Source organism: Agrobacterium vitis, assembly GCF_037039395.1.
GTDB lineage: Bacteria > Pseudomonadota > Alphaproteobacteria > Rhizobiales > Rhizobiaceae > Allorhizobium > Allorhizobium vitis_E.
In genome coordinates, this window is the sequence record NZ_CP146242.1 from 3,084,406 (window position 1) to 3,098,404 (window position 13,999).

The window sequence follows — 13,999 nt, forward strand, 5'->3', positions numbered from 1 at the left end:
CTGGGCAGAATGGAAGCCTGAAAAAGTAAATGCGGCGCCTGGAGGAGGCGCCGCATCTGGTCTTGCTGTCGAGGGCTTTACAAGCGCGGCCAGAGCAGCGCCGATAAGCAGTTAGATGCTTTGATAGGCAAGGATGATGGCTTCAACCTGCGACGAGCTGAAAGCCTGGACCTGCGTGGTGGTCAGCGACTGCAGCTGCGTGCTGGTCAGGGCGCCGATATCGTCAGTTGTCAGGCCGCCGATTGACTTGACGCTGATCGCGGCAATATCGCCGGTGGAGAAGGTAACGATATCGGCGGTTTCCAGCGCAGAGATCTGCTTGGAGCTGAGGTTGGCCACCTGGCTGGTTGTCAGAGCTTCCGCTTGAGCAGTCGTCAGAGCCGCAACCTGGCTGGTGGACAGGCCGCCGATTGACTTGGTGGAGATCGACGCGACCTGGTCCGTTGACAGGCCAGCTACGGCATCGGTGGTGAGGACGCCAACCTGGGCTGAAGACAGGGTTGCCACCTGGGTTGTTGACAAGGCAACGACCTGGTCGGAGGACAGGGCCTTGACCTGTGTGGTGGACAATGCGGCGATCTGTGCCGTTGTCAGGGCGGCTCCATCCGCGGTTTCCAGCGCAGCTATCTGGGTTGTGGTCAGGCCGCTGATGGACTTGGCGCTGATTGCAGCAACCTGCGTGCTGGAAAGGGTAGCAATGGCGTCGGTGGACAGGGCGGCGATTTGCTTTGCGCCGAGGGTAGCAACCTGGCCGGACGACAGCGCGCTGACCTGGTCGGTGGACAAGGACGCGATCTGCGTGGTGGTCAGGCCGACAATGGTCTTGGTGCTGATGGCGGCGAGATCGGTGCTGTCGAGCGTTGCGACATCAGCCGTGTCGAGGCTGCCGAGCTGAGCCGAAGAGAAGCCGGAAATCTGCGTGGACGACAAGGCCGAGACCTGGTCGGAAGACAGGGCTTTGACCTGAGCGGTGGACAATGCGGCGATCTGTGTCGACGTCAGGGCGGCTCCATCCGCGGTTTCCAGCGCAGCTATCTGGGTTGTGGTCAGGCCGCTGATGGACTTGGCGCTGATTGCAGCAACCTGGGTGCTGGAAAGTGCAGCAATTCCGTCGGTGGTCAGGCCAGCAAGCTGCTTGGCGCTAAGAGTAGAGATCTGACCGGTTGACAGCTGCGTGACCTGGTCCGTGGTCAAGGCGCTAAGCTGCGTCGAGGTCAGGCCGGAGACCGCTTTGGTGCTGATTGCCTGGATCTGGTCGGACGTCATCACCGCGATATCATCGGTGCCGAGTGCAGCGATTTGCGTCGCGGACAGAACTGAAACTTGCGACGACAACAGATTGGCTGTTTGAGTCGTGCCGAAATTGCCGATCTGGGAGGCTGTCAATGCGGCCACAGCCTTGGTGCTCAAAGCGGCTTCCTGACCCGAGCTCAACGCGGTCAGCTGGCTGAGCGTCAGGCCAACGACGCCAGTAGCGGAAATGGCGCCCATCTGGTTTGTGTCCAGCACAGCCAGGTCTACCGTTTCGATTGCTGCGATCTGCTTGGAAGACAATGCCGCCACCTGAGTGGTCGACAGTGCAGCTGCATCTTCCGTATTCAGGGATGCGATCGCTGTGGTGGACAGCGCCTTGATTTGCGTAATGGATAACGACGAAACAATAGAAGTCATTGAGATGTGCCCCTTGGGTTAACGGAATGCCAACATCACCCTCCCACCATGGATTCTATCGGGTCACGACATGTCGTACCGTCGAATCAAATCGCATCAGAAGAGAAAATGCTACTCAGGACATGGCTCGGATGAGCCGGCACGTTAGGAGCGCATCATGCATAAGAGCTCACAAAAGCTCTGATCCTACGTCAATTGACGATAACGTGTTGCAAAGGTGCATGTCGTTTCGCCAAAATTTGCCTTTAACATAGTCCATCTCCGTTCTGCACGAGAGATTGACCTATGCAATCATATGTACCCGAAGAATTACTAATTTTCATTTAATGAGGGATTTTAGAGTGAGGATGCAACTTCTGTTGCTAGCAACGTTATTTGTTCCCTGATGTCTCTCTCGGTGCAATTCTCAAAAAACATTGCACTTATTGAATGTGTTTCTCGGAAATCGATTCTTGATAATAACAAATTCCAGAAATCCGCGTTATCTGGTGGAGATGTAGATCGCGGCGTATGCGGCGTCCACGCCCCATTGATTTTTCAGTTGCAGCGGCTTGATAGTTTTGCCTGGGGGCCGGATGTGAGCTCACCGATGAGTATCTGACGAGCTCATTGTGAGGCCTTGATGCGGGTGGCATAGGCCCAAGGCATCAGGGCATCGATGTCTTTCACGAGGTGGCCGTTTGCGAGGCGGGTGAAGAGGTCGCAAAGATAGGCGTAAGGTTCAACGCCGTTCATTTTGCAAGTGCCGATAAGACTGGCAAACCGAGCCCAATTGCGGCCCCCTTCATCGTGCCCCGCAAAGAGCGCATTGCGGCGGTTCATGGCCGGGCGGCGGATCGCGTTTTCCACCAGGTTGGAGTCGATATCGACATGGCCATCGTCCAGGAACAGCCGGAATCCGTCCTGTCGCGTCAGCATATAGGCCAGGGCTTTTCCGAGGTCAGATTTGCGTGAGACGCGCGCGGCCTGGGCTGCCAGCCAGGTGAAGAACTCCTCCACCAGCGGGAGGGACAGGTCCTGTCGAACTGCCCGGCGATGTTCGGGGTCTGAGCCTCGGATACTGTCTTCGATCTTGTAGAGCGCGGCGATCCGCACCAACGCCTCGTCGACGATGGGCGATCCGCTCTTTGGCGTGGCCTTGATCAGCTTTCTGCGCCCGTGTGCCCAACAGAAAGCCAACTTCAGCGGAGCGCCGCCGATACGATCGGACGTAGCGAGATGAGAGTAACCGCCGTAGGCATCCACTTGGATTGTGCCGTTGAACCCGTCAAGGATCTCAGCGGCATATTCTCCTTTACGCCCGGGCCGATAATGGAACACCACACCTGACGGAGCAGAACCATTCCAGCCGCGGTCGTCACGCAGCACGGCCCAGAGATAGCCGGTCTTTGTCTTGCCTCGCCCAGGATCCAGCACCGGGGCGGTCGTTTCGTCGACATAGAGGCGCGTGCTTTCCCACAGCAGCCGTTTGGCCATGTGGTCGACCACCGGTGCGATTTCGCTACCCGTGCGCCCCATCCAATCGGCCAGCACCGTGCGGTCGATTGGCACGCCGTGTCGCGCCATGACCTCGGCCTGACGGTTGAGGGGCATGTGTTCGGAATGCTTGGAGACGGCAATCTCCGCCAGAAGGGCCTCCGTCGGCCAGCTCCCTTCCAGAAGATGCGCCGGCGCTCTGGCCTGGACGACGCCGGTTCGACCCTTGGGGCATGCGTATTTCGGGCGGATCGTGACGATCACCTCGTAGCGCGCCGGGATCCGGTCGAGCCGTTCCGTCCGGTCCTCGCCGATCCGGACCATGTTGCCGCAACCGCAGGGACAAACGATGCTATCGGGCTCGATCACGCGCTCGACCCGCGGCAGGTGTTCGGGCAGTGCACGGGCCTTGCGCTCCTTGCGAGAAACGGCCTTGTCCGGATCGCCAACCTCTCCAGAATTGCCAGCCTTTTCGGGATCATCTGCGCTGGCTTCGATCTTCTTCTCGACGGCGGCGATCCGCGCCTGTGTTTCGGCAATCGCCGTTTCAAGGTCTTCCAGTGCCAGTTCCATCTGCGCCGGATCGAGCTTTTCCGATTTTGGCCCGAACTTCGTGCGCCTGTAGTCGTGAACCTGCCCCTCAAGCTTCTCGATCAGTTCCTTCAGCTCAGTGATGAACGCGTCCTTTTCGGCAACGACCGCCTGCTCATGCTGGCGTGCCGCACGCTCGACCGACAGTTCGAACTGCATCGCCGCAAAGGCTTTGACTACCTCTGGCGGAAGGTCCGGAAACAGGCTGAGATCAATAGGTTGCGACATGCCGCTTTATAGCAAAGCAGCTCAAAAAATCCAAATAAAACAATAGAAAGACGGCCGAACAATCATCCTGCCGCCGACGGCGCGGTCACCCGTTGCGCCATCACCCGCCGCCAGTCAAGACCTTCGAACAAAGCCTCATATTGACCCCTGGAAAGACGCATCGTCCCATCCTGAACCTTGGGCCAGGCAAAGCTTCCATGTTCAAGAATTTTGTAAGTTAGCACCATTCCTGTGCCATCCCACACCAGGATCTTCAGACGATCCCCGCGCTTCGACCGGAAGATCACCGTCACCCCGGAATGCGGGTCCAGCTTCAACTCGGTCTGCACCATCAAAGCCAGCGCCTGATGCCCACAGCGGAAGTCAACCGGACGGGTTGCGATCAGGATCGGCAGTCGTTGGCCCGCGACGATCATGACGCTCCTCGCACAGCGTGAACCAGAGCGGCGACCCGTTCAACGGGCACATTATTAGGAACCCGCATCACAACGTCTGAGCCAATCTCCAACGTCAAAACCTGCACACTCGGCCCGTCGGAGGCCAGCTTCGGCAGCGGCAAACGATTGACAGGCTCAGGCGGCTCCGCAGCGATTGCCAGAGGAACAAATGACGGCTCGACACCATCGTGCTCCGACGGCGTCGTTGCCGCCGCAAACGGCAGCACCAGAATGCCGTCACGCACTTGACGTCGCCAATCGGAAAGCTGGTTTGCTATAACGCCGTGACGGCGCGCGACATCCACAACACGAACACCAGGCTCAAAGCTTTCCGCCACGATCCGCGCCTTCACATCATCCGGCCAACGCCGGTTACCGCGGCGCGGCTCGACAACTTCGTAGCGACCAACAAATCCATCATCTGCCATGCAAATCTCCAGATAAAACTGGAAACCTTCTCGCATACGCAGCAAGCCTCAAAATACACCCAATCCAATGGGGCGGAGACCGCGCTTACATCGCGGCCTTCTTATCGCAAACACAATCATTTACCATTCACGTTGAACAGCAATGGGGAATCGGGGTTGATGAAAGAAATTGCAATTGTCGGCGCAGGGCTCTCAGGGGCCGTCATCGCTCGCGAACTCGCCGCAGCGGGACACAAGGTTTCCGTATTCGAGGCGCGCGACCATATCGCTGGCAATTGCCACACGGCACGAGACCCGGAAACCGGCGTCATGGTGCATGTCTACGGGCCACATATCTTTCACACCGACAATGAGACCGTGTGGAACTACATTACCGGGTTCGACACATTTCAACCCTATACCAACCGGGTGAAGGCCATAACCGAAGGTCAGGTCTTCTCGCTGCCAATCAACCTTCACACGATCAACCAATATTTTGGCAAGACCTTTAACCCAGCGCAGGCCCGCGCCTTTATCGAATCAAAGGGCCTGAAAATGGATCAGGAGCCGCAATCCTTTGAAGAGCAGGCGCTGAAATTTATCGGCAAGGAGCTCTATGAAGCCTTCTTCAAGGGCTACACGATCAAGCAGTGGGGTGTGCAACCGGACCAGTTGCCGGCCAGTATTTTGAAACGGCTTCCAGTCCGGTTCAATTATGACGATAACTATTTCAATCATCGTTTCCAGGGCATGCCCAAGCACGGGTATACGCAGATCGTTGAGCGGATACTGGATATTGAGGGCGTTGAGGTTCACCTGAACAGGCCCTTTTCGCCAGCGGAAAAAGATGATTTCGACCATGTCTTCTATAGCGGTCCGCTGGATGCCTGGTTCGACTATCGCGAAGGCAGGCTTCCTTATCGCACGCTGGATTTCGAAATCTTGCGGGGGGAGGGCGATTTTCAGGGAAATGCCGTGGTTAATTATTGTGGGTCTGACGTGCCTTATACCCGGATTACCGAGCACAAGCATTTCTCGCCCTGGGAAACGCATGAGAAAACCATCTGCTATAAAGAGTATAGCCGCTCCTGCACGGAGAAGGACATTCCCTATTACCCGGTACATTTGACGGGGCTGTCGGATAATCTCACCCGCTACCAGGAAATGGCCGCAGCTGAGAAAAATGTAACCTTCGTTGGCCGGCTCGGCACTTTCCGCTATCTCGATATGGATGTCTCCATCGCCGAAGCGCTTGATTGCGCTAGGAAATTTGTGTCCGGTTGAGAAAGGCTGGTCTCAGAGGTGGCACAGAACTCTTGAGTTCATCGAGGTGTTCCACGTCACTATAACTGCGGTGGGAAGAGGGCAATGCCAAGCTGAAGCAGAGCGGCACCGATCTGTTTTTGGATAAGGCCGTGTTGCAGGCCGGTTGCGTCGTCTATGACCAATGTCGCGATAATTTTCGCAACGTCACCCAGGTTGAAGCGGTGTTGAAGACATATTTTGAAACTGGAAGAAGCAATCAATTCTGCCAATTAGCTTTCTATATCCGTGTTGGTGGTTGATCGTCAGGGGATCACGCTATAAAAGTCTGGCGCGGAGTCAAACGGCTACGGGAATTCAAGAGGAAATGTCATGCCTACTGGTACTGTGAAATTTTTTAACGACGACAAGGGTTTTGGTTTTATCACGCCCGAGAATGGTGGAACGGATGTATTCGTTCACGTGTCTTCCCTGCAGCGCGGTGACTCGCTCAGAGAAGGTGACAAGGTCAGCTTCGAAATCGGGCAGGACCGTAAGACCGGGAAGTCGAAGGCTGAAAACGTCAGCGTGCTTTAACAACGGAGCCGCGTTCAGTGCAATGATACGCACGAACGCATTCCGTGAGTTGAACTCGAATTTGTCGACATGCTCGAGTGGAAGGCGAGAAGATATTCTGATCGCCAGTTCTACCTCGATCTGTTCCTAAAGCATTGGACCGAAAAGTGATAATCGCTTTTCGGTCCAATCATTGAGTGAATGAGACCACAAGCCGCCTAGTGCTCTCCTAGCTGTTTGAGCGCGCAGCCTTTATTTCCAAACATTTATATCCACTACAAATGCAATCTGTCCGCAGAAAGGCAATCGCCTTTGTGCGCCTGGTATCTTCCAATATTCCGGCTGATGACAAGGTTAGCTGAAGGGCGCACATGTGCTTTATCGCCGTGTTGTCACGCTCGATGACGAGAAAAGGACGAGATCCTTGCGGCCTAGCCGCTCGACCTGGAAGGCTTTCCGACATCCGCCATAATGTCGGACGTGCCGCGCGACGCACTGGCGAAGGTAAGCATCCAGGAGACACAGATCGCGGCATTTATTTTGCAGTTAACGGCGCGAACGCGACTAATCAGGAACTTCAGGCTGCTGCCACAGCTCTACAAGCATAGTTGGTTCTTCGAGGCGCTAGATAGCAACCCTACTACGGACGGGAAATCGATTTTATCTAGAAGGGCAGCTACAATGCATCGTAATAATTGGATGCCTATCTTTTCCGGGAATCGAAATCCTGTACGGCAGCCTCTATCGGATCGGCAGCGGCTCGAAGTCCTGGAGCCAGCTTTCGTTTATACCGGTAACAAGCCCGATGCCAAGCCGGAAAACTACATGGAGCGGGCTATTCCGCTCGATGATTTCCGCGCCCATGTGGCGGCGCAGATTGTCGAGCATAATGCGCAGGAGGGACGCCGGGCCGAAAACTGCAAAGGCCGCAGTTTTGATGAGACCTTTGCCGCCTCGATGGCTGCGCCGACGACAATTGTTCGGGTTCCATCCAAGGCGCAGTCCTCGCTTTGGATGTTGGCGTCTGAGGCGATCAGGACCCAGAAATCGAATGGCGGGATTCATTTCCAGGGGAACCGCTATTTTGATCCGGCCCTGAACGAATGGGCTGGAAAGCAGGTCATCATCCGGTTTGACCCCGATGCCCTTCATAAGCCGATCAGGGTTTATGACTTGAAGAACCGGTTGATCTGCGAAGCCGGCTGCATGGATGATGCAGGCTTCAGCAGCAGGGACGACGCGCGTGCGCACTCCCGTCTTGCCAGCACCCACAAGAAGGCGGTGCGCCTCAAAGCCGACGCGGAAGCAGCCCTCAGCGCCCAGCAGCTTGGCGAGATCTATTACAAGGGATCCAAGCCCAAGCCGGTGGATACGCCAGAGCCGATCCGGCCAGCTGTGACGCGGTTGATAACCCGCAGCCAGCAGGTGGAAGCGCCGGTCGAGGCGATTTCAGATCAACATTTCGAAGACAGTTTTTCCCGCGCGCTGGGCCTGGTTCAGGGCGGTGGGGTCATTGAATTCCCGCGAGGGAATAGCCCGGTGTCGCGTGTTTCGGACGCCGGGAACAACGAGCCGAAGAGTAATGCGTACGGTTCCGGAAAAAAGAAGGGCAGTCCTAGGACTGCCCGATAACAGGCCCGAATGGGCTATTTGACGGAGCTATAGTTAGATGAACAAACATGCTTTCACAAGCCCCCCGACCGGCCAGTTTAATGCCGGATCGTGGGAGCGGCCATTGCAGGCCCCGGAAGTCTCGGCCAATAAGAGCGAGGCCGATATCGAAAAATGGTGGGAGCTGGTCGACCGGGTGATTGCCGTTGCCCGCCAGTTTCGCTGGACGAAGGCCGAGGTCACCCGCCGTTCAGGCATGAAGGACGCAACGTTCAGCCAGTGGTTCTCAGGGCGTTACGAAGGACGGCTGGATAACCACAACGCCATGATCGAACAATGGCTGGATGCCCTGCAGGCCGCTGCCAGCGTGGCCGCGATGATCCCGCAAGCGCCCTCATTCATGCAATTGCGCGGCTCTGCCGAAGTGTTGGAAACCCTGACCTGGGCGCAGATTTGCCCGGATCTGGTGATGATCACGCTGGGCGCTGGCATGGGCAAGACGGCGGCCTGCGAATATTTCACCAACACGCGCCCGCATGTCTATCACGCCACCGTCTCGGAAAGCACCAAGACGGTGCATGGCATGTTGACCGAGCTGGCCGAGCAATTGGGCGTTCAAGAGAACAATCCCGCTCGACTGGCCCGCGCCATCGGCGGCAAGCTGAAGCGTACCGGCGACGGCACCCTGTTGATTGTCGATGAGGGCCAGCATCTGAATGACGAAGCGCTCAACCAGCTGCGCCATTTCGTTGACGTCTACAGATGCGGGGTGGCGGTTGTCGGCAATTCCGAGGTTTACAGCCGCTTTACCCGAGGCAGGCAGGGTCCGTCCTATGCCCAGCTGAAAAGCCGTATCGGCAAAGGCCTGAAGGCGGTCGAATTTGCCGACGACGAGGATGTGATCGCATTCGATGATGTCGTTGCCCAGATGCGGGCAACCTCAGGCTTCGACATGGTCTTGAAGGCCATTCGAGGCATGCGGGATTTCATCGTCGCCGAAAAGGGCGCCGATTTTGCCGATGGTCTGATCCCGTCCTTGCAGATCGATTCCATCACCGAGACGGCCGACCTATTGCGCATTGCGGACGATATCGCGCCTGCGCCTGACGCCACTAACTACTCAGCCAAAAAAGAGGACGCCATGGAGGAGGCGGCGCTGCCTGTCCTCAACAGTGGAGACGAATGATGGCCAGCGTTGCAGCACGGGAGTATTTTTTGGTATCAACCGCGTCATGGTTGAAAACAGGGAAGTGGGGGACGTGATGAAAATGCCATTTGAATGGACTGGTTTTGGAGAAGCCACCTCGGTCAAGCCCGAGGAACGCCCGGATGCCACCTCGGTCAAGCCCGAGGAACGCCCGGATATAGTATCACTGCCGATAGAGCCGAAAAGCCACCTTGAGAAGTATCTGGCCTATTATGTTGGGCGGCCAAATCCGGGCTATGCTGTACTGGTTACCGGGGAATGGGGAACAGGTAAAACCCATCAGGTCCGGCACGCCCTTCCACCCACACATGCCCACTATATCAGTCTCTTCGGCCTCAATACGTCCAGCGAGATTGATGCGCAGATATTCAGCAAGATGTTCCCTAGGGCCTCGGCTATCAAGCGCTTCGCCGAGAAGATGGATAGCACCTCTGTCGACATCCCGTTATTGGGACCTGTGGGCAGTGGTGGATTAGCGAGCATTCTGGCTAATCATTTCATCAAGAATGAGGTCGATAGTTCACGCCCACTGATCTTCGATGACCTTGAACGGTGCACCGTCGAAAACGCTGTACTGCTTGGAATGATCAATCGCTATGTGGAACATCATCGCTGCAGAGTGATCGTCATCGCGCACGACAATGAATTGGTTGAGAATTTCGCGCATACCAAGGAAAAGATCTTCGGCCAAACTCTCAACGTTGAGCCGAGCGTAGAGGCAGCTTTCGCGGATTTCGTCGCCTTTTTCAAGGATCGGCAGAAGCTTGACAAGCTTGAGCCATATTGGCGGGAGGTACTTTTCACCTTCCGGCAATCGGGAACATTTTCTCTGCGAGTACTTCGTCATGTTGTTGAGGATGTTAGTCGTCTGGCAGAGACTCTTGAGGATCGCCATTTCGAACACAACATCGCGATGGTGGAGTTAGTCCGCCTGTTTTCCGCTCTGGCAATAGAAATCAGGACGAATAATCTCAAGCGGGAAGATCTTTCAAGAAGGGCAAATAAGATACTTTCCCATCGTATGGCGATTGCACGGGCGAACAGCGAAGAGCAACCAAAATGCGGACTATACGAAGCAGCCCAAAAGTTTACCTCCGTTGATATTGGAAGCACATTGCTGAGCGACGAGATATTGGTGGAAATGCTGTTCGATGGTCGCTTCACTGAGGAAAAAATCCGTATCTCATTGGACAGCAGCGCCTACTTCATCCAGAAGGAGGCTGCGCCGCCGTGGCAGATCGTCATCAACTTCGACAAGCTTGATGATGAGGACATTGATCCGGCATTGGCGCGGATTAACGAGCAATTCGACAAGCGTCAGGTAACAGATTCTGGCGATTTCCTACACATTGTCGCTTTAAAGATGATGATGGCTTCTCGTGGCATCCTTAAGGTCACGCCGAAGGAAATCGCCAACGATGCCAAGCTCTACATCGATGATCTCGCGGCTGAGAATCGGCTGCCCCCGCGAAAGGCGGGCTGGATGTGGACCGACGAGTTTAAAGACGCATCTGGCGGCGTTATGTATTGGGTCACTGATTCCTATCGAGCCGACTTCCAGGATGTTTTCGACTATCTCGTCAAGGCTCGGACGAGCGCTCTGACTGACACGCTCCCCGGCAAAATCCCAACTTTGCTGGAAGCCGTGAAAACGGACGGACAGAAATTCTTCGACATGGTTTGTAATAACCGCAGCGCGACTATGGAATACGAGGACATTCCGATCTTTGCGTACGTGAATCCGGTGGCATTTATGGATGCCTGGTTGGAGTCGCCAAAGCCGGGTTGGTACTGGATCAGCAACGCACTGAAAGAACGAAAAAACGCAATAGCCGGTTATCCCGCGCTGGCTCCCGAAAGTACATTTTATCTAGAGGTCCATAAGGAGATGTTGCAGCGAGCACATAGCAGGGAGGGGTTGGCCAAAATACGAATGGAACGCGCTGCTGAATGGATGGGAATACCCAAGCTTCCTGAGCCTGTCTCAGCCAAAGCGCCAGTAAAACCGAAAAAGGTGATCCCTACGGCACGCGAAGGCGAGGCAAGTGCAGTTCCCGCAAAGCCGAAACGTTCGCGCTAAAAGACGTCCGATTAGCGGACGTCGGAGCCATTCATTGGGGTTCCTCCTGACGAAACATAAAATCTCGAGTTTCAGCCTCAGCATCAATGTCGCCATTCGTAATTAATCGCTGAGTTCAAAGAGTCGTTTGCAAATCTCATTTTTCCGGTTCTGCGTGTCAAAATTCCGGAAGTCTGCGGCGAGCTACAGCGAGTGTTGTGTGTCACTCAGATGTGGAATTTGCGAGAACTTCCGAAATTTCATGGGAATAGATGGGAGTAGTGTTTCAAAAAGATATTTTCCAATCCATTCGAGCCATTGCCCTGGTAAAATGCGCGGCGACAGGCTTGTGATCTGCGCGTAAGCGTATTTTATGACCAAACCTAACGTGGGCCTTCAAAAACTATTCAGGACAGGGGTGACGTTTTTCAAAGAATTGATATTGCCGGAACATTGCCCGGCGTGGCTCGCCAAGCCTCGACAGATTTGCCTTTCAACTCAGACAGTAAAAATTTCGTGCCGGAATTATCCTCTGCGAGCCAAAAATGCATTGAAATGAATGGCTTGTTCGACGAAGGTCATTGCGAGAAAATTTCGGGGCGGGGCCGCGGGCTCAAGCTATACCGCAGCGCCACTATGTTCCATATTTGCATCTTATCTGATTTTGGAGCCGATTTCGTCGGTCGCTTGATCTGACAGTCGCGACATCTAGGCGAGAACACCGCCGTTTACATCACCGTGCTGGCCGGTATCGTACTGCAATTCATCGGTAGTGCATGCTTCTTCCTGTAAACCAAGAGCCTCATCGAGCTGAATTTCTTCTTCGCCCGTCTAGCGCTGTTGCAGGACACTATGTTCGGGGTTCGCCTGCCAGATTCCAACCCTGACGGGAGAGAGAAACAACATATCATCGAAGGCTAATTTCTGCGTTTGTCCAGTACAACGCCATCGCGCCCGATTATTTGGATACTGAAAAGCCCAATTCTCCGGTGACGCCGCACACTACGAAAGCAAAACCGGCTCAACAGAAGGCTGAACAGTGGCAGCCAGCAGGAGCTTTTACCCTCCAGATATGGCCTCAATAAACCGCAACTGGATTGCGTTAATACGTAAAGTCAATCCGAACTTCCAGAATAAATTTTTTCCTGATGATTTATTTTAGATGTTATGAATATATTTTCGGCTCTATTCAGAGATTTATTTTCCGAAAACATTCTATTGACAAAATCCCCCAGATCATTTCTCATATTTATACTTCGAGAGCTGGAACATAATACAAGAAAACTCGCTTCACTTTTTTTGAGGGAGCCAGCAAATTTATAACCATCCAATATTTTATTAAGAGAAAAATTGATATGTGGCTTCAAATATTCACGAAGTTCACAATGACGTTTGTACATCACTGAGGCAAACGAGCGAATAAGCCACTTCATGTCGATTTTTTCAAAGGCGAGACTAGTTAGTTCTCTTCGGAGATCGGCTTTACAGTGAGAAGAGTCCGTGAATTTTTTGACGTCTAGCCATGGAGAAACATTGAAGCCTGTATCCAGCTTAATAAGCTGTCCAGTATCATTGCGGGCAAAATTTGCATTGCCGCCGATTGAAAATCCGCCCAGCGGTAGTGCCCCGTGCTGTGCGTAGTCTCTAAGCCGAGCACAAATTCGATAACTTAAATGAGTGTTATAGTAATTAACCCGTATTTTCTCGTTGAATTGTATAGCGTCTGACAGCGTTTTCAAATTTTTTAAAATTTTGCTGCAATGATCGTCATAGCTTTTGTAAGACGTTAATATGGTGATAACGTTGACATTAAAACGTGACCGAACACTGTCGAAAAAAAATACATCTAAACCGGATCCTTTATCCGAGTATGCGTATTCGAACGCTATATCTAGAGAATCTTTTTCAAATCTAATGAATGAGCGTGCAAATACTTGGAAAGATTCTTCTATATCAATGAAGGAAATGATCGTATTTAGGGCGCGCTCTAGTGTTTCATATTGACTTTCATTTATTTCAAATGTCTCTCCACCTAGAAAATCCTCTTTTAGGTAATATCTAACAGCACCCTCAGACATATTTTCTCGATTGGTTGGCACGGACTAAAATCCCGTTCTCTTACATTGTTTGCTCACGTAGAAAATCAGTCACGACGACGCGTAAAAGATTTGTTCAAGCGGAGATCTGAACTTAAATATCCTTTGATGACACTTTACTCTAATGTCGACTTTTGGCTCCCCAGTCATGAGATGCAAGCGACTTTTTAGAGGATGCAAGCGTTTGCCATACAAGCGGCTTCCCAAGAACGACTTTGAGCCGAAAAGCGGACGATACCAAGCACACTCTGGTGAGGCACACCAATCCTTCGGTAATTGTTTCTTCTATACGCCACTTCATCTGACACTCAACTAGTATTTACGTGCGCGAATATCATTACTACGTCATCCTTTAGGTTGAAATTAACGAATTTTCATTTAATTTGAAAAAAAATCGG

The 13,999-nt window shown here is 53.5% G+C and carries 12 protein-coding genes; 6 read left to right on the forward strand and 6 right to left on the reverse strand.

Annotation, left to right across the window (positions count from 1 at the left end):
• Positions 1 to 111 precede the first annotated feature (111 nt).
• The 4 genes from V6582_RS16775 to tnpA form a co-directional block, all read right to left on the reverse strand.
• Positions 112 to 1,671 carry a hypothetical protein gene (locus tag V6582_RS16775; protein WP_156634838.1) on the reverse strand — a complete coding sequence of 520 codons (1,560 nt, stop codon included), beginning with the start codon at positions 1,669 to 1,671 and terminating at the stop codon, positions 112 to 114.
• Between the two features lie 606 nt (positions 1,672 to 2,277).
• Positions 2,278 to 3,966 (reverse strand): IS66 family transposase, encoded by a 1,689-nt coding sequence (gene tnpC / locus V6582_RS16780; protein ID WP_060718544.1) that lies wholly within the window; start codon positions 3,964 to 3,966, stop codon positions 2,278 to 2,280.
• A 62-nt stretch (positions 3,967 to 4,028) separates the two neighbouring features.
• Positions 4,029 to 4,382 (reverse strand): IS66 family insertion sequence element accessory protein TnpB, encoded by a 354-nt coding sequence (gene tnpB, locus V6582_RS16785; protein ID WP_010975401.1) that lies wholly within the window; start codon positions 4,380 to 4,382, stop codon positions 4,029 to 4,031.
• Positions 4,379 to 4,831, reverse strand: a complete 453-nt coding sequence (gene tnpA / locus V6582_RS16790) for an IS66-like element accessory protein TnpA (protein ID WP_060718545.1) — start codon at positions 4,829 to 4,831, stop codon at positions 4,379 to 4,381. Before tnpA ends, tnpB begins: the two co-directional genes overlap by 4 nt.
• A 159-nt stretch (positions 4,832 to 4,990) precedes the next feature.
• Between tnpA and glf the strand changes: the two genes are divergently transcribed.
• Positions 4,991 to 6,094: a UDP-galactopyranose mutase gene (gene glf, locus V6582_RS16795; protein ID WP_156634868.1), complete on the forward strand. Its 1,104-nt coding sequence runs from the start codon at positions 4,991 to 4,993 to the stop codon at positions 6,092 to 6,094.
• 59 nt (positions 6,095 to 6,153) lie between these two features.
• On the opposite strand, the gene V6582_RS16800 is transcribed toward glf, so the two are convergent.
• Positions 6,154 to 6,345, reverse strand: a complete 192-nt coding sequence (locus tag V6582_RS16800) for a hypothetical protein (protein WP_156634869.1) — start codon at positions 6,343 to 6,345, stop codon at positions 6,154 to 6,156.
• A 100-nt stretch (positions 6,346 to 6,445) separates the two neighbouring features.
• Between V6582_RS16800 and V6582_RS16805 the strand changes: the two genes are divergently transcribed.
• From V6582_RS16805 to V6582_RS16825, 5 genes are all read left to right on the forward strand, one after another.
• The gene (locus V6582_RS16805) at positions 6,446 to 6,649 is read left to right on the forward strand and encodes a cold-shock protein (protein ID WP_015916634.1); all 204 of its coding nucleotides are present in this window, start codon (positions 6,446 to 6,448) and stop codon (positions 6,647 to 6,649) included.
• Between the two features lie 450 nt (positions 6,650 to 7,099).
• Positions 7,100 to 8,260: a Mu transposase C-terminal domain-containing protein gene (locus V6582_RS16810; protein WP_234889901.1), complete on the forward strand. Its 1,161-nt coding sequence runs from the start codon at positions 7,100 to 7,102 to the stop codon at positions 8,258 to 8,260.
• 37 nt (positions 8,261 to 8,297) lie between these two features.
• Positions 8,298 to 9,425, forward strand: coding sequence for an AAA family ATPase (locus V6582_RS16815; RefSeq protein ID WP_234889902.1), 1,128 nt, complete (start codon positions 8,298 to 8,300; stop codon positions 9,423 to 9,425).
• Positions 9,426 to 9,501: 76 nt separating this feature from the next.
• Positions 9,502 to 11,526, forward strand: a complete 2,025-nt coding sequence (locus V6582_RS16820) for a hypothetical protein (protein ID WP_197434528.1) — start codon at positions 9,502 to 9,504, stop codon at positions 11,524 to 11,526.
• 441 nt (positions 11,527 to 11,967) lie between these two features.
• Positions 11,968 to 12,201 (forward strand): hypothetical protein, encoded by a 234-nt coding sequence (locus tag V6582_RS16825; RefSeq protein WP_210252566.1) that lies wholly within the window; start codon positions 11,968 to 11,970, stop codon positions 12,199 to 12,201.
• A gap of 419 nt (positions 12,202 to 12,620) precedes the next feature.
• Here V6582_RS16825 and V6582_RS16830 read toward each other — a convergent pair whose 3' ends face one another.
• Complete coding sequence (locus V6582_RS16830; protein WP_156634870.1) at positions 12,621 to 13,604, reverse strand: hypothetical protein; 984 nt, start codon at positions 13,602 to 13,604, stop codon at positions 12,621 to 12,623.
• Positions 13,605 to 13,999 lie beyond the last annotated feature (395 nt).